Annotated in this window: 15 protein-coding genes; 8 read left to right on the top strand and 7 right to left on the bottom strand. The window is 51.0% G+C overall.

Annotation, left to right across the window (positions count from 1 at the left end; all coding sequences use genetic code 11):
• Positions 1-274 precede the first annotated feature (274 nt).
• The 3 genes from H8L47_RS05145 to glcF are packed head-to-tail and all read left to right on the top strand — an operon-like array spanning position 275 to position 4105.
• Positions 275-1753 carry an FAD-linked oxidase C-terminal domain-containing protein gene (locus H8L47_RS05145; protein ID WP_186952156.1) on the top strand — a complete coding sequence of 493 codons (1479 nt, stop codon included), beginning with the start codon at positions 275-277 and terminating at the stop codon, positions 1751-1753.
• A 31-nt stretch (positions 1754-1784) separates the two neighbouring features.
• A complete protein-coding gene (gene glcE / locus H8L47_RS05150; RefSeq protein WP_186952157.1) occupies positions 1785-2849 on the top strand; it encodes a glycolate oxidase subunit GlcE in 1065 nt (354 codons plus the stop codon).
• Between the two features lie 5 nt (positions 2850-2854).
• Complete coding sequence (gene glcF / locus H8L47_RS05155) at positions 2855-4105, top strand: glycolate oxidase subunit GlcF (RefSeq protein ID WP_186952158.1); 1251 nt, start codon at positions 2855-2857, stop codon at positions 4103-4105.
• A 43-nt stretch (positions 4106-4148) separates the two neighbouring features.
• Here the strand turns inward: glcF and H8L47_RS05160 are convergent, their stop codons facing one another.
• From H8L47_RS05160 to H8L47_RS05170, 3 genes are read right to left on the bottom strand one after another with little or no spacing between them, the layout of a single operon-like run.
• The gene (locus H8L47_RS05160; protein ID WP_186952159.1) at positions 4149-4631 is read right to left on the bottom strand and encodes a glutathione peroxidase; all 483 of its coding nucleotides are present in this window, start codon (positions 4629-4631) and stop codon (positions 4149-4151) included.
• Positions 4628-5764, bottom strand: coding sequence for a PilT/PilU family type 4a pilus ATPase (locus H8L47_RS05165; protein WP_186952160.1), 1137 nt, complete (start codon positions 5762-5764; stop codon positions 4628-4630). Before H8L47_RS05165 ends, H8L47_RS05160 begins: the two co-directional genes overlap by 4 nt.
• Before the next feature lie 20 nt (positions 5765-5784).
• A complete protein-coding gene (locus H8L47_RS05170) occupies positions 5785-6828 on the bottom strand; it encodes a type IV pilus twitching motility protein PilT (protein WP_186952161.1) in 1044 nt (347 codons plus the stop codon).
• A gap of 136 nt (positions 6829-6964) precedes the next feature.
• Here H8L47_RS05170 and H8L47_RS05175 point away from each other — a divergent pair, with 136 nt between their 5' ends.
• Both H8L47_RS05175 and proC read left to right on the top strand, forming a co-directional pair.
• Entirely contained in the window at positions 6965-7669 is a 705-nt protein-coding gene (locus tag H8L47_RS05175; RefSeq protein ID WP_186952162.1) for a YggS family pyridoxal phosphate-dependent enzyme, read from the top strand.
• A complete protein-coding gene (proC, locus tag H8L47_RS05180; protein WP_186952163.1) occupies positions 7659-8489 on the top strand; it encodes a pyrroline-5-carboxylate reductase in 831 nt (276 codons plus the stop codon). The genes H8L47_RS05175 and proC overlap by 11 nt, the downstream gene beginning before the upstream one ends.
• An 89-nt stretch (positions 8490-8578) precedes the next feature.
• Here the strand turns inward: proC and H8L47_RS05185 are convergent, their stop codons facing one another.
• The 4 genes from H8L47_RS05185 to ubiA form a co-directional block, all read right to left on the bottom strand.
• Positions 8579-8908: a YqjK family protein gene (locus H8L47_RS05185; protein WP_186952164.1), complete on the bottom strand. Its 330-nt coding sequence runs from the start codon at positions 8906-8908 to the stop codon at positions 8579-8581.
• Between the two features lie 3 nt (positions 8909-8911).
• Positions 8912-9298: a phage holin family protein gene (locus tag H8L47_RS05190; protein ID WP_186952165.1), complete on the bottom strand. Its 387-nt coding sequence runs from the start codon at positions 9296-9298 to the stop codon at positions 8912-8914.
• 3 nt (positions 9299-9301) lie between these two features.
• Complete coding sequence (locus tag H8L47_RS05195) at positions 9302-9613, bottom strand: DUF883 family protein (protein ID WP_186952166.1); 312 nt, start codon at positions 9611-9613, stop codon at positions 9302-9304.
• A gap of 107 nt (positions 9614-9720) precedes the next feature.
• The gene (ubiA, locus tag H8L47_RS05200) at positions 9721-10575 is read right to left on the bottom strand and encodes a 4-hydroxybenzoate octaprenyltransferase (protein WP_456243384.1); all 855 of its coding nucleotides are present in this window, start codon (positions 10573-10575) and stop codon (positions 9721-9723) included.
• A gap of 198 nt (positions 10576-10773) precedes the next feature.
• Between ubiA and ugpB the strand changes: the two genes are divergently transcribed.
• From ugpB to ugpE, 3 genes are all read left to right on the top strand, one after another.
• Positions 10774-12087: a sn-glycerol-3-phosphate ABC transporter substrate-binding protein UgpB gene (gene ugpB / locus H8L47_RS05205; protein ID WP_186952168.1), complete on the top strand. Its 1314-nt coding sequence runs from the start codon at positions 10774-10776 to the stop codon at positions 12085-12087.
• Positions 12088-12269: 182 nt separating this feature from the next.
• Positions 12270-13151, top strand: a complete 882-nt coding sequence (ugpA, locus tag H8L47_RS05210; protein ID WP_186952169.1) for a sn-glycerol-3-phosphate ABC transporter permease UgpA — start codon at positions 12270-12272, stop codon at positions 13149-13151.
• 2 nt (positions 13152-13153) lie between these two features.
• Positions 13154-14005, top strand: a complete 852-nt coding sequence (gene ugpE, locus H8L47_RS05215; RefSeq protein ID WP_186952170.1) for a sn-glycerol-3-phosphate ABC transporter permease UgpE — start codon at positions 13154-13156, stop codon at positions 14003-14005.
• Positions 14006-14026: the final 21 nt, after the last annotated feature.

Raw genomic sequence — 14026 nt, forward strand, 5'->3', positions numbered from 1 at the left:
GTGATAAGCCTTTGTCATGGGCTAAGGTAGTAGCCAAGCCAAACAAGAAAATGATAGATGCCCTGGTCAAAGCCGGCGCTAGGTAATTTAATCTTCTGTGTCGACAAAGCTGATAATTTCCCACTCTGTAATTCTCTTCTATGCTCTCCTTGGCAAGCTGTTGCATACAGCACTTCTACAAGGAACAATGAAAAGTATTTGCTGCATTTTCTAATAACAATTCATCACAAGACAGGGAAAGCTGATTACACTCCTTGAATAAACAGGAGCCAGCATGGAAGCATCCCTCGCCATATCTTCACGCCAGCAAGATCTTGTGCGCGCACTGCGTCAGCAATTGCCTGCGCATTGCATTTTGTATGATGAAGAAGATACCCGTCCTTATGAATGTGACGGTCTGGCCGCTTACCGCCAGTTGCCCATGGTGGTGACACTGCCAGAGAATGAAAGCCAGGTCATCAGCATCATCAATATCTGCCGTGACAAGCAGATCGCCATCGTGCCGCGTGGTGCTGGCACTGGTTTGTCTGGCGGTGCCATGCCGATTGCTGATGGCCTGGTGCTGTCAACCGCCAAACTCAATAAGATCATCAAGGTCGATGCCTATGCCCGCACTGCGGTGGTACAGCCAGGTGTGCGTAATCTCGCCATCTCTGAAGCTGTAGCAGCTCACGGCTTGTATTACGCGCCCGACCCGTCTTCGCAAATCGCCTGCACCATAGGCGGCAATGTGGCAGAAAATTCTGGTGGTGTGCATTGCCTCAAATATGGCCTGACGGTACACAATGTCATGGCCGTGCGCGCCATTACCATGGAAGGCGAAGTCATAGAGCTGGGTGGTGGAGCGCTGGATGCGCCTGGCCTGGATTTGCTGGCAGTGTTCATAGGCTCGGAAGGCATGCTCGGAGTCGTCACTGAAGTGACCGTCAAACTCATTCCCAAGCCGCAAGCTGCACGTGTGATCATGGCTTCGTTTGATGACGTCGTCAAAGGTGGCAATGCGGTGGCCAGCGTGATCGCCGCAGGTATCATCCCGGCCGGGCTGGAGATGATGGACAAGACCTCTTCGCGCATGGTCGAACCCTTTGTGCAGGCAGGGTATGACACCGATGCCGAGGCCATTCTGCTCTGCGAATCAGACGGTACCATAGAAGAAGTCGAAGAAGAGATTGCCCGCATGAGTGCCGTGCTGGAGCAGGCTGGCGCGACTGCGCTGGCAGTATCCAATACAGAGGCAGAACGCCTGCGTTTCTGGTCTGGCCGCAAGAATGCTTTTCCCGCTGCTGGCCGAATTTCACCCGATTATTACTGCATGGATGGCACCATCCCGCGCAAACATCTGGCGCAAGTCCTGATCGGTATCGCAGCCATGGAAGAAAAATATGGCCTGCGTTGCGCCAACGTCTTTCATGCAGGCGATGGCAATCTTCACCCGCTGATTTTATTTGATGCGAATAAAGAAGGGGAATTTCACAGGGCCGAGGAATTTGGTGCCGAGATACTGGAGCTATGTGTCAAGGTGGGTGGCACGATCACCGGCGAGCATGGTGTGGGCATAGAAAAAATCAATTCCATGTGCGTGCAGTTTTCGAGTGAAGAGATTACCGCCTTCCTCGCCTTGAAACGGGCTTTCGATCCTGCAGCCTTGCTTAATCCAGACAAAGCCATACCTACTCTGCATCGCTGCGCCGAATACGGCCGCATGCATGTAAAAAAAGGTGTGTTGAAATTCCCTGATTTGCCGCGTTTTTAAAGACAGAGGCTAGACTTAATTGGACGATGGCATGCAAACGACGCTAGACAATTTTCGTGAACGCATATTGGCAGCAAGCGCCAGCGGTATCGCATTGCAGATACAGGGCGGTGGCAGCAAGCACTGGTATGGGCAGGAAGTGCAGGGTGAGGTACTGGATACCCGCGCTTATAGCGGCATCCTGGCATATGACCCGACTGAGCTGGTGCTGACTGCCCGCAGCGGCACACCGCTGGCAGAAATAGAAACTGCCCTGGCGGCACAGAACCAGATGCTGGCATTTGAGCCGCCGCATTTTGGCGCTACCACCACCATAGGCGGTGTCGTGGCTGCAGGCTTGTCTGGCCCCCGGCGGCCAGCCGTAGGTGCTGCGCGTGATTTTGTACTGGGTGTCAGCCTCATGAATGGGCAAGGGCAGGTACTGGAATTTGGTGGTCAGGTCATGAAGAATGTCGCAGGCTATGATGTTTCGCGTCTGCTGACAGGTTCCATGGGCTGCCTGGGTTTGCTGCTGGATATTTCCATCAAGGTCTTGCCACGTCCCTTTGCAGAAACCACCCTGGTGTTTGCCCTGTCAGAGGCAGACGCATTGACGCGTTTGAATCAGTGGGCAGGCCAGGCTTTACCTATCTCGGCCAGTTGCTGGCATGTAGGCCGTCTGATGCTGCGCCTCTCAGGTGCAGAAGCCGCAGTGCGCGCCGCCAAGGTCAGACTGGGTGGTGAAGAAATGCAGGATGCTACAGCTTTCTGGATAGCCTTGCGCGAACAGACCCAGGATTTTTTTCAGCAGGAAGAAGAGCATGGTTTATGGCGCTTATCGCTGCCATCCACCAGCGCCGCCTTGAAGCTGACTGGCAAATCCATGATCGAATGGGGCGGGGCGCAGCGCTGGCTCTACAGCACAGAAAAACCCGAGCTGATACGTCTGACTGCGCTGGCTGCCGGTGGTCACGCCAGCCTGTTCCGTGGTGGTGACAAGAGCATAGGCGTGTTCGCCCCCCTGTCTGCACCACTGGAAAAAATACACAGACGCCTGAAGAATACTTTTGATCCCGCCGGTATATTTAACCCCGGTCGCATGTACAAAGGCTGGTAAAGACAATGCAAACCAATCTCGCTGATTTCATCAAAGACACACGCGAAGGCAAAGAGGCTGAAGATATCTTGCGCAAGTGTGTACATTGCGGATTTTGTACAGCCACTTGCCCGACCTATCAATTACTTGGTGATGAACTCGATGGCCCGCGTGGCCGTATCTACCTCATCAAGCAGGTATTGGAAGGCAAGCCTGCTACAGTCAAAACCCAGCAACATCTGGACCGCTGCCTGACGTGCCGTAATTGCGAAACCACATGTCCGTCCGGTGTGCAATATGGCCGACTGGTGGATATAGGCCGTCAGGTGGTGGAGAAACAGGTAGGTCGCCCGCTGTTCCAAAAACTGAATCGTGCTGCTCTCAAAGCCGTGCTGCCACGTAAATGGATCTTCAATCCAGCGATGAAGCTGGGTCAAAGCCTGCGCGCAGTCTTGCCCAAGTCATTACAAAATAAAGTGCCGGTAGCACAAGATGCAGGCTTGTGGCCGCAAACTGAACATGCCCGAAAGATGCTCTTGCTGGATGGCTGCGTACAGCCCGCCATGTCACCGAATATCAATGCTGCCACCGCCAGGGTGCTTGATGCCATGGGCGTGCAATTGCAAATTGCCCCCAAGGCTGGTTGTTGTGGAGCCATACGCTATCACTTGAATGAGCATGAAGATGGCCTCAATGACATGCGCATGAATATTGATGCCTGGTGGCCGTATGTGGAAGCTGGTGCAGAAGCCATCGTCATGACCGCGTCTGGCTGCGGTGCCACGGTAAAAGAATATGGGCATTTGCTGGCGCATGATGAAGCCTATGCTGCAAGGGCTGCAAAAATCTCGGCACTGACACGCGACCTCAGTGAAATTTTGCCTGAGTTCCAGCCTCAACTGGTGCAGTGCCTGCAAGGTAAAATCAACAAGCGTATTGCCTGGCATCCACCTTGTACCTTGCAGCATGGCCAGCAAATACGCGGCAAGGTCGAAGGCCTGTTGACGGCCATAGGCGTTGACGTGAAGCTGTGCGCCGACAGTCACTTATGTTGCGGCTCAGCCGGTACATATTCTGTCTTGCAACCCAAGCTTTCCTATCAGTTGCGCGATAACAAATTACGTAATCTGGCGGCGACCGATGCCGAGATGATTTTGTCTGCGAATATAGGTTGCCTGACGCATTTGCAATCAGGGACTGATACGCCAGTGATACATTGGGTAGAATTAATTGATCAAATGATGCAAGTTCAGGAAGCGGAGATTGAGCCTGGATAATTGGGAGCACAAAAAAAAGAGCAATCAATGATTGCTCTTTTGTTTATTCGGCCAGCAGCTTTTCTATATCATCCAGCAAGTCCTTGGGCGCTGTTTGTGGTGCATAGCGCTTGAAGACCGTGCCATCTTTCTTCACTAGGAATTTGGTGAAATTCCATTTGATGGATTGACTCCCTAATAAGCCAGGAGCCTGGCTTTTCAGGTGCTGGAACAAGGGGTGAGCCTTGTCGCCATTCACATCTATTTTGTCGAAAAGGGGGAAGGTCACACCATAATTCTTTTCGCAGAAAGAGCCGATCTCTCCAGCAGAACCAGGTTCCTGATGACCAAACTGGTTGCAGGGGAAGCCAAGCACCTCTACACCCTTGTCCCTGAACTGCTGGTAAATTGCTTCCAGGCCTTTGTACTGTGGCGTGAAACCGCAATTGCTGGCGGTATTCACGATCAGCAATACCTTGCCTGCATATTGCTTGAGATCGACAGGCTCTCCCTGCAGACTATTGGCCTGAAAAGCGAGCGCACTCATACGATACCCAGATGTTTGGTGCCAGCAGTCAGGTCCCTGTCCTTGGCATCTTTGCCTTTGAGCATGATGGCCAGGCGCAGTTCATTGACCGAGTCAGCATTACGCAAGGCATCTTCATAAGAGATCTCGTCAGCTTCATGTAAATCAAACAGCGATTGATCAAAGGTCTGCATACCCAGTTCACGGGATTTCTTCATGATCTCTTTGATCTCATGTACTGCACCTTTAAAGATCAGGTCAGACACCAGCGGTGTATTGAGCATGATTTCTACCGCGGCAGCACGGCCCTTGCGCCCCTTGAGTGGCACCAGACGCTGTGAAATAACCGCCTTCAGGTTCAGTGACAAATCCATGAGTAACTGCTGGCGACGTTCTTCCGGGAAGAAGTTGATGATACGGTCGAGTGCCTGGTTTGAGCTATTGGCATGCAGGGTAGCCAGGCAAAGATGGCCGGTTTCTGCAAAGGCGACGGCAAAATCCATGGTTTCGCGGTCGCGTATCTCACCAATCTGGATAACGTCCGGTGCCTGGCGCAGGGAGTTTTTCAGGGCTGCACCCCAGTCTTCGGTATCAATCCCGATTTCACGCTGGGTAATGATGCAATTCATATGTGGATGCACATATTCTATCGGGTCCTCGATAGTAATGATGTGGCCGTAACTATTCGCATTTCTATAACCTAACATGGCCGCCAGCGAAGTGGATTTACCCGAGCCGGTAGCACCCACCATGATGACCAGGCCGCGCTTGGTCATGGCGATTTCTTTGAGGTTTTCTGGTAACCCCAGGTCTTCCAGCTTGGGAATAGCCGTGGTAATCGTCCGCAATACCAGACCTACGCGGCCTTGTTGCATGAACGCTGAGACGCGGAAACGTCCCAAGCCCGCAGGGCTGATTGCGAAATTACATTCTTTGGTCGATTCAAACTCTGAGGATTGCTTGTCGTTCATGATAGAACGGGCAAGATCAATAGTGTGAGCAGGGGACAATGGTTGATTGGAGACTGGTGTTACCCGTCCGTCTATCTTGAAGGCCGGCGGGAAGTCTGCCGTAATAAACAAGTCTGAACCGTTTTTGCTGAGCATAAGCCTCAGCAAATCATTCATAAATTTGGTGGCCTGATCGCGTTCCATGTTTTTGTCCTTTTGATCTCTTAGCCTGGGAAGTTGTCTGGCTGTTTGGCTGCGCCACGTGCAGTTGCCACCGAGATGACATTGCGGCGTACCAGGTCAGTCAGATTTTGATCCAGGGTCTGCATGCCAATATTGCTACCAGTTTGTATCGAAGAATACATCTGTGCAATCTTGGCTTCACGAATAAGATTACGTATCGCTGGCGTACCCAGCATGATTTCATGCGCCGCCACACGGCCAGAGCCATCCTTGGTTTTGAGCAGGGTTTGCGAGATAACTGCTTGCAGTGATTCCGACAGCATCGAACGCACCATTTCTTTTTCTTCCGCTGGGAAAACGTCGACGATACGGTCAATGGTTTTGGCAGCGGAAGAGGTATGCAATGTGCCGAATACCAAGTGACCCGTTTCAGCGGCAGTCAGTGCCAGGCGTATGGTTTCCAGATCACGCAACTCACCGACCAGGATAGCATCAGGATCTTCACGCAGGGCAGAGCGCAGCGCGTTGTTAAAAGACATGGTGTGCGGGCCGACTTCACGCTGGTTGATCAGGCATTTTTTGGATTCATGTACAAATTCTATCGGGTCTTCGACCGTCAGGATATGACCATACTCGTGTTCGTTGAGATGGTTCACCATGGCAGCCAGGGTCGTTGATTTGCCAGAACCGGTAGGTCCGGTCACCAGTACCAGGCCACGTGGCTTCAATGCCAGCTCAGCGAAAATCTTGGGCGTATTCAATTGTTCCAGCGACAAGATCTTGGATGGAATGGTACGCATAACGGCAGCAGCACCACGTTCCTGGTTGAAGGCATTCACACGGAAGCGGGCCAGGCCAGGGATGGAGAAAGAGAAATCGCACTCCAGCGTGTCTTCATAGGCTTTGCGTTGCGAGTCATTCATGATGTCATAGATCAACTCATGGACATCTTTATGTTCCAGTGGTGGCAAATTAATACGTCTGACGTCACCATGTACCCGTATCATGGGCGGCAAGCCGGAAGATAAGTGTAAGTCGGAGGCATTGTTCTTGACGGAGAACGCCAGCAGTTCTGAAATGTCCATTTATAATTCCGGTAATGAGATCGTTGTTGATCTGGTTGGGTAATTGATTAATAGCGTGATAAAAGCCATATTAAGCTGCGGAGGGTAGTTTTGCCAGCAGTTCACAACGAAATAGATAGATTTTTGGTTACTGATTATGTCCTCAATTTCTGACAACTTGCAAGCCGTAACTGCGGATATCCGTGCTGCTGCGCTTGCCAACGGGCGCGATCCGCAACAACTGCACTTGCTGGCCGTATCCAAAACCTTTCCGGCTGATGCGGTCATCGAAGCTGCAGAGGCGGGTCAGCACTGTTTTGGTGAAAATTATCTGCAAGAAGCTTTGGAGAAGATGCAGGAAGTACAGGCAAAAAAGCCGCAACTTCAGCTCGAATGGCATTTTATAGGCCCTATACAAAGTAATAAGACCCGCCCCATCGCTGAGCATTTTGCCTGGGTACATTCAGTCGACAGGGAAAAAATCGCCCAGCGCCTGTCCGAGCAAAGGCCTGCAGAGATGCCAGCACTGAATATTTGTCTGCAAGTTAATATTAGTGGCGAGGCAAGCAAGAGTGGCGTTTTACCTGAAGAAGCTTTGGTGCTGGCAAAAAAAATTGCAGTGTTGCCGGGTCTGCAACTGCGTGGCTTGATGGCCGTACCGGAAGCCAGCCATGATGAGCAGGTGCAAAGAAAGGCATTCAGACAATTGAAGCAGTTGAGCGATGCCATTCAGGCTGCAGGAATAACGCTGGATACACTGTCCATGGGCATGAGTGCGGACATGCATGCGGCAATCGCCGAAGGAAGTACCATGCTCAGGATAGGAACAGCTATTTTTGGAAACCGGAACTATGCAAAATAAGAAAAAAGTCGCCTTCATAGGCGGTGGCAATATGGCAAATGCACTGATAGGCGGCTTGCTAAAAAACCTTACCACTGCTGAACATATCCACGTCATAGACTTGAGCCAGGCGTCGCTAGACAAGCTGGTCAGCGACTATGGTGTGACAACAGCGCTGACAATCGATGCCAGGCTGGCCGAGATGGATGCGATTATCCTGGCCGTCAAGCCTCAGCAATTGCGTGAAGTTGTGCAGGGGCTGGGTCCTTACGTGGATGCGCAATTACTGATCTCCATCGCTGCTGGGATACGTGCTACTGATTTGGCGCGATGGCTTGGGGGCTATGAAAAAATTGTGCGTACCATGCCCAATACACCGGCATTGATAGGCCAGGGCATGACCGGCCTGTTTGCCCTGGACGCTGTCAGTGCAGAGCAAAAACAAATGGCTGAACATATCATGCAGGCGGTGGGTGCAACCATCTGGCTGGAAGATGAAAGTTTACTGGACGCTGTGACTGCGGTATCTGGCAGTGGCCCGGCCTATGTGTTTTATTTCATTGAAGCGATGCAGCAGGCTGCCATCGAACTGGGTTTGAGTCCGGAACAGGGTTTGCAATTGGCGATGACGACGTTTACCGGTGCAGCGCAACTGGCATCACAGGCCACGGAACCAGTCGGTGTGCTGCGTGAACGCGTTACCTCCAAGGGGGGCACTACTTATGCAGCGTTAAGCAGCATGGAAAACGCTGGGGTCAAACTGGCCATTGTGAATGCCATCAAGGCCGCCGCTCACAGGGGTAAAGAGCTGGGTGACGAGTTTGGCAAAGAGAGTCTGTGATCAGGCAAGCTATTGTTTGAATCAGCTCTGGCAGCGGCGATTGCTACATCAGGAGCAATCGCCTGAACTACTTGCCTGGCAGTTGACTGTCAGTTACTGATATCGATCGCATCTGCGCGCATGCGTTGCACTATCGTCGCTACGCTGCGCCAGGTTTCCCAGCCCAGCAATGCAGACTTTGCAAAAGAAAATATCCTTCTGGGTTTTAGCACCAAAATTGCTGCGATGGCTATACCTCCTAGCAATGGGCGTTGACGTGCTATTTGCCCGGCTTTGCCAAGCAAACCTGCAGCGACATCGGCCATGCCCATGGATTGTTTGAAGTCCTTACAATGTATTGTCATCAGGCTGCGTTCTGCCTGTATCTTCAATAATAATGCCTGGCGTCTCAATGCCAGTCTTTCCTGATGATTGCCCATGCTTTACACCTGTCCTTTTTCACTGGCGTCATTGCCACGCAGGCTGGCAGCGTCTTTTTTCAATTCAGCCAAACTGTGTGACAGGAACCCAGGCTTGCGGCGGAATTTGCTCCGTAGCCAGGTGAATATGCCAAATGAGAGCAGCGCAAACAGCGCCAGCAAACTGAGCAGGACCGTATAGCGGTAGGTGTCCCAAAAAGCGGCAACCACAGTCAGTACCGCCAGCATGACAGCAATGCCGGCAAAAAAAAGCGCTGTCAATGACCAAAGCAAACCAGAAGAAAAGTGCGCCAACTCTTCTTCCAGTTCGACGGCAGCCAGTTCCAGCCGGGTGTGGACAAGATTGCCAAATGTCGTGGCAACTTGTCTCAGCGAGTCGCTGATGGCCATTACTTATCTGCTACGGCCAATGAGCAAGCCCACCAGCAAGCCTACACCAGCAGCAATACCTGCAGACTGCCATGGGTTTTCCTTGACATACACATCAGTCGCTTTGGCAGCTTCCTTGGTACGGGTAACCACCAGGTCTTCTATACGTTCTACTTCTGCCTTGGCATTTCTCAAGGTTTTTTCAAATCGGGCTTTGGCAGATTGGAAACCTTCGCTGCCATGCTGTTCGGTATTCTTCAATAGTTCTTCAGCATCACGGATGACAAGATGCAAGTCATTCATCAATTGTTCTCTATGTTCGTCTACTGTACTCATGATTCGTCCTTTCTGGTTGGTAAGTGAACTTCAGTCTATTCAAAAAGAGCCTGAGGAGTTTGCGTCAGCGCAAGAAAAATGCATTGGATAAGTTGCAAGTTATTGACTTACTTTACTGCATAGTCAATAGCAATGCCAGCAAAGATTGCGGCACCCAGCCAATTGTTATTGATGAAAGCTGCAAAACAGGCCATGCGTTCACGTTCGCGTATCAGGGTGTAGTGGTAGAGCGCGAAAATTATTGCGACACCCATACCAACAAAAAACCATGTGCTCAGCCCCAATTGCCAGCCTACCAGCGATATCAACGCGAAACTGATGGCATAGCACAGCATGACAGCAAACACATCATAGTTGCCAAAAGTAATGGCCGATGTCTTGATGCCTATCTTTAAATCATCATCCCTGTCCACCATGGCATACTCAGTATCATAGGCAACTGCCCAGAAAACATTTGCCAGCAACAGTATCCAGGCCGCCAAAGGTACGGTATTTTGCACTGCGGCAAAAGCCATGGGGATGCCAAAACCAAAGGCTATGCCCAGATAAGCCTGGGGAATGGCAAAGAAGCGCTTGAAATAAGGATAGCTACCAGCAACCACTACTGCGCCCACTGAAAGCATCTTGGTCAAACTGTTCAGGGGCAGGATCAGGCAAAAAGAAATCAGCGCCAGCACTACGGCAACACCCACAGCTTCTTTGCCGGATATCTTGCCGCTGGTCAGCGGCCGGTCTGCCGTGCGTTTTACGTGGCGGTCAAAATCGCGGTCAGCATAATCATTAATCGCACATCCGGCTGATCGCATCAAGGCTGTGCCCAGACTAAAAATCACTACCAGTTGCCAGTCTGGCTGGCCATTCGAAGCTATCCACAGGGCTGCCAAAGTTGGCCAGAGCAGTAAAAGTATGCCTATGGGCTTGTGTAGTCTGACCAGTTTGATGTACCAGCCCAGGCGAGTCAGCAAGAAATTCATGATTAAGCTTTGTTGTTGCGCATGGCAGAATTATAAGTGTTATCTATACAGAGGGTAGTTTCGAGTGATATCTTAGCGATTTGCTACATTCAGAGCTTGCCTGAAAGCCTGAAACCATCAGGTCATCTGCTCGGCGTGATGTTGCAATAAATTCATATAATTATGACGAGTTTTCCGGGGCTATCTATGAAATTGCATACCAAACTGGCTTGGGCCAGTGCCGCTGTATTGATGAGCTTTGCCGGCTCTGCCCATGCAGTGACAGAAATAAACTGGTGGCATTCGATGACAGGCGCACTGGGCGACCGTGTGACCGCGCTGGCTGATCAGTTCAATAAAAGCCAGAATGAATACAAGGTCACTGCTGTCTATAAAGGCAGTTATGACGAAGCCCTGGCGGCGGGTATCGCGGCCTTCCGTGCCGGTAATGCGCCGCATATCTTGCAGGTGTTTGAGGTTGGCACGGCGACCATGATGTATGCCAAGGGGGCGGTAAAGCCGGTATCTGAAGTCATGAAAGTCGCAGGTGAGAAATTCGATGCATCCGGTTATGTGGCCGCAGTAGCAGGTTATTACACTTCACCCAAGGGTGAAATGCTGTCCTTCCCTTTCAATAGTTCAACTACCGTGTTTTACTATAACAAGGATATGTTCACCAAAGCCGGGATGGATCCCAATAAGGCACCGACAACCTGGCAGGAAGTGGTTGCTGCGGCTGGTCGATTGAAAGCCAGTGGCGAAAAGTGTGCTTACACCACAGGCTGGCAAACTTGGGTGCATCTGGAAAGTTTTTCAGCCTGGCACAACGTGGAATTTGCTTCCAAAGGCAATGGTTTTGGCGGCCTCGACGCACGCCTGACATTCAACAGTCCGCTGCATGTACGTCATATAGAAAATCTGGAAAACTGGGCCAAGCAAGGTTATTTCACTTATGCAGGTCGCAAGAATGAGCCGGAAGCCAAGTTCTATTCTGGCGAATGTGGCATGCTGACTTCATCCAGTTCTGCCTACGGTAATATTTCCAAGAATGCCAAGTTCAAATTTGCCGTCGCACCGCTTCCTTACTATTCAGACGTCAAAGGTGCACCGCAAAACACCATCATCGGTGGTGCTTCACTGTGGAGCATGAATGGCAAAAAGACAGAGGAATACAAGGGTGTCGCCAGGTTCTACAAGTTTCTCTCACAGCCAGAGGTGCAGGCCAAATGGCATCAGGAAACTGGCTACCTACCCATCACCAATGCCGCCTACGAGATGACCAAGAAGTCTGGTTTCTATGAAAAAACACCTGGCCCTGGCGTTGCCGTGCAACAGATGATTGTCAAGACCACAGACAAATCCCGTGGCATTCGCCTGGGCAGTTTTGTCCAGATACGCACCATCATGGATGAGGAACTGGAATCAGTCTGGAGTGGTAAAAAATCAGCCAAGGCCGCGCTGGATAATGCTGTTTTGCGGGGCAATGAATTGCTGGATCGTTTCGAAAAAGCGAATAAGTAAGGTCAAGATCAAGACCTCTCAACACAGAGGCACAGAGCCACAGAGGTGCACAGAGAAGGTCAAAAGCTTAATGCTGAGGCTTACTTCTCTTGGACTTACACAGATTTTCTCTTGAATTTCTCTGTGTCTCGGTGCCTCTGTGGTGAGCCTTTCGGTCTGTCCCTAACTCAATAGAGGTTTTTTTGGAAAAGCGTGCGCGGTTTCGTTCGGCCTGGTTGCCTTATCTGTTGCTCTTGCCGCAGTTATTGGTAACGGTGCTGTTTTTTTTCTGGCCTGCGGTGCAGGCCTTGTATCAATCCGTCTTGTTGCAGGATGCCTTTGGCATGTCCACGCAGTTTGTCTGGTTTGATAATTTCAAGATGTTGTTTGCCGATGAGACTTATCTGGCAGCATTCAAGACCACCGCGCTGTTTTCCAGTCTGGTGGCTGTTCTGGGCCTGAGCCTGTCTTTGCTGCTGGCTGTTTTTGCTGACAGGGTAGTCAGGGGCAGTTCCATCTACAAGACTATGCTGATCTGGCCGTATGCGGTGTCACCTGTGGTAGTAGGTGTGCTGTGGATGTTCTTGCTCAATCCAACTCTGGGTATTGTTGCCCATGGCCTGCGCCATTTTGGTATTGAGTGGAATAATCTCTTGAATGGCCGTCACGCGATGATACTCATTGTATTGGCGGCGATCTGGAAACAGATCAGCTATAACTTTCTATTCTTCCTGGCGGGTTTGCAATCCATACCCAAGTCGCTGATAGAGGCAGCTGCCATAGATGGTGCCGGGCCATGGAGGCGCTTTTTCACCATCGTCTTCCCATTGCTGACACCAACAACTTTCTTCTTGCTGGTCGTGAACATCGTCTACGCTTTTTTTGATACCTTTGCAATTGTTGAGGCGACCACCCAGGGCGGTCCTGGCAAGGATACCGAGATTCTGGTATTCAAAGTTTTCAATGATGGTTTCAAGGGCGGTGATCTTGGCAGTGCTGCCGCGCAGTCCGTGATACTGATGACGATAGTGATTGTGTTGACTGTGCTGCAGTTCAAGTACATAGAAAAGAAAGTGCAGTATTAAGCATGATAGAACGCCGACCTTTTCTGGGTATGTTCAGCCACTTTATCCTGATACTTGGAGTCAGCCTGGTGGCTTTTCCCATCTATGTTGCCTTTGTTGCCGCCACCCAGACGGCTGAACAGTCTGCCCTGGCACCTATGTCCCTGATACCGGGCGACCAGCTCTGGATCAATCTGCAGGCAGTGTTGGGGAGCGGTACATCAGGCAATGTCGCCAGCAGCCCTGTGGGGCGCATGATGTGGGTCAGCCTGGTATCTGCGCTGATGATCGCCGTCGGCAAGATTTCGATTTCCATGTTGTCTGCTTTTGCGCTCGTTTACTTCCGCTTTCCTGGCCGTACGCTGTTTTTCTGGATGATTTTTGTCACCCTGATGCTGCCTGTTGAAGTGCGTATCAGTCCGACTTATAAGGTAGTGTCTGACTTGTCCATGCTCAATAGCTATGCCGGGTTGACTGTACCGTTGATCGCCTCGGCAACGGCGACATTCTTATTCAGGCAGTTTTTTTTAACTGTGCCCGATGAGCTGGCGGAAGCCGCACGCATCGATGGCGCTGGTCCCTTGCGCTTCTTCAAAGATATTCTGTGGCCGCTTTCACGTACCAATGTGATTGCCCTGTTCGTCATCATGTTCATCTATGGCTGGAATCAGTATCTGTGGCCCTTGCTGGTGTCGACAGAACAGAATATGTACCCGATAGGTGTGGGGATCAAACGCATGATTGCGGGCGGAGATGCTGCAGTCGAATGGAATATGGTGATGGCGACCCTGTTACTGGCGATGTTGCCACCCGGGTTGGTGGTAGTCATCATGCAGAAGTGGTTTGTTAAAGGTCTCGTTGACTCAGAAAAATAAATTAAAGAAACACGTTATACA

The organism is Undibacterium umbellatum (assembly GCF_014284125.1).
GTDB classification, from domain to species: Bacteria; Pseudomonadota; Gammaproteobacteria; order Burkholderiales; family Burkholderiaceae_D; genus Undibacterium; species Undibacterium umbellatum.

Excerpts from the sequence above, each read along its gene's own strand:
- H8L47_RS05145 (WP_186952156.1), top strand. The coding sequence starts at position 275 with ATGGAAGCATCCCTCGCCATATCTTCACGCCAGCAAGATCTTGTGCGC.
- ugpB (WP_186952168.1), top strand. The coding sequence starts at position 10,774 with ATGAAATTGCATACCAAACTGGCTTGGGCCAGTGCCGCTGTATTGATG.
- ugpE (WP_186952170.1), top strand. The coding sequence starts at position 13,154 with ATGATAGAACGCCGACCTTTTCTGGGTATGTTCAGCCACTTTATCCTG.
- H8L47_RS05170 (WP_186952161.1), bottom strand. The coding sequence starts at position 6,828 with ATGGACATTTCAGAACTGCTGGCGTTCTCCGTCAAGAACAATGCCTCC.
- H8L47_RS05195 (WP_186952166.1), bottom strand. The coding sequence starts at position 9,613 with ATGAGTACAGTAGACGAACATAGAGAACAATTGATGAATGACTTGCAT.
- proC (WP_186952163.1), top strand. The coding sequence starts at position 7,659 with ATGCAAAATAAGAAAAAAGTCGCCTTCATAGGCGGTGGCAATATGGCA.
- glcE (WP_186952157.1), top strand. The coding sequence starts at position 1,785 with ATGCAAACGACGCTAGACAATTTTCGTGAACGCATATTGGCAGCAAGC.
- H8L47_RS05175 (WP_186952162.1), top strand. The coding sequence starts at position 6,965 with ATGTCCTCAATTTCTGACAACTTGCAAGCCGTAACTGCGGATATCCGT.
- H8L47_RS05165 (WP_186952160.1), bottom strand. The coding sequence starts at position 5,764 with ATGGAACGCGATCAGGCCACCAAATTTATGAATGATTTGCTGAGGCTT.
- H8L47_RS05160 (WP_186952159.1), bottom strand. The coding sequence starts at position 4,631 with ATGAGTGCGCTCGCTTTTCAGGCCAATAGTCTGCAGGGAGAGCCTGTC.
- H8L47_RS05185 (WP_186952164.1), bottom strand. The coding sequence starts at position 8,908 with ATGGGCAATCATCAGGAAAGACTGGCATTGAGACGCCAGGCATTATTA.
- glcF (WP_186952158.1), top strand. The coding sequence starts at position 2,855 with ATGCAAACCAATCTCGCTGATTTCATCAAAGACACACGCGAAGGCAAA.
- H8L47_RS05190 (WP_186952165.1), bottom strand. The coding sequence starts at position 9,298 with ATGGCCATCAGCGACTCGCTGAGACAAGTTGCCACGACATTTGGCAAT.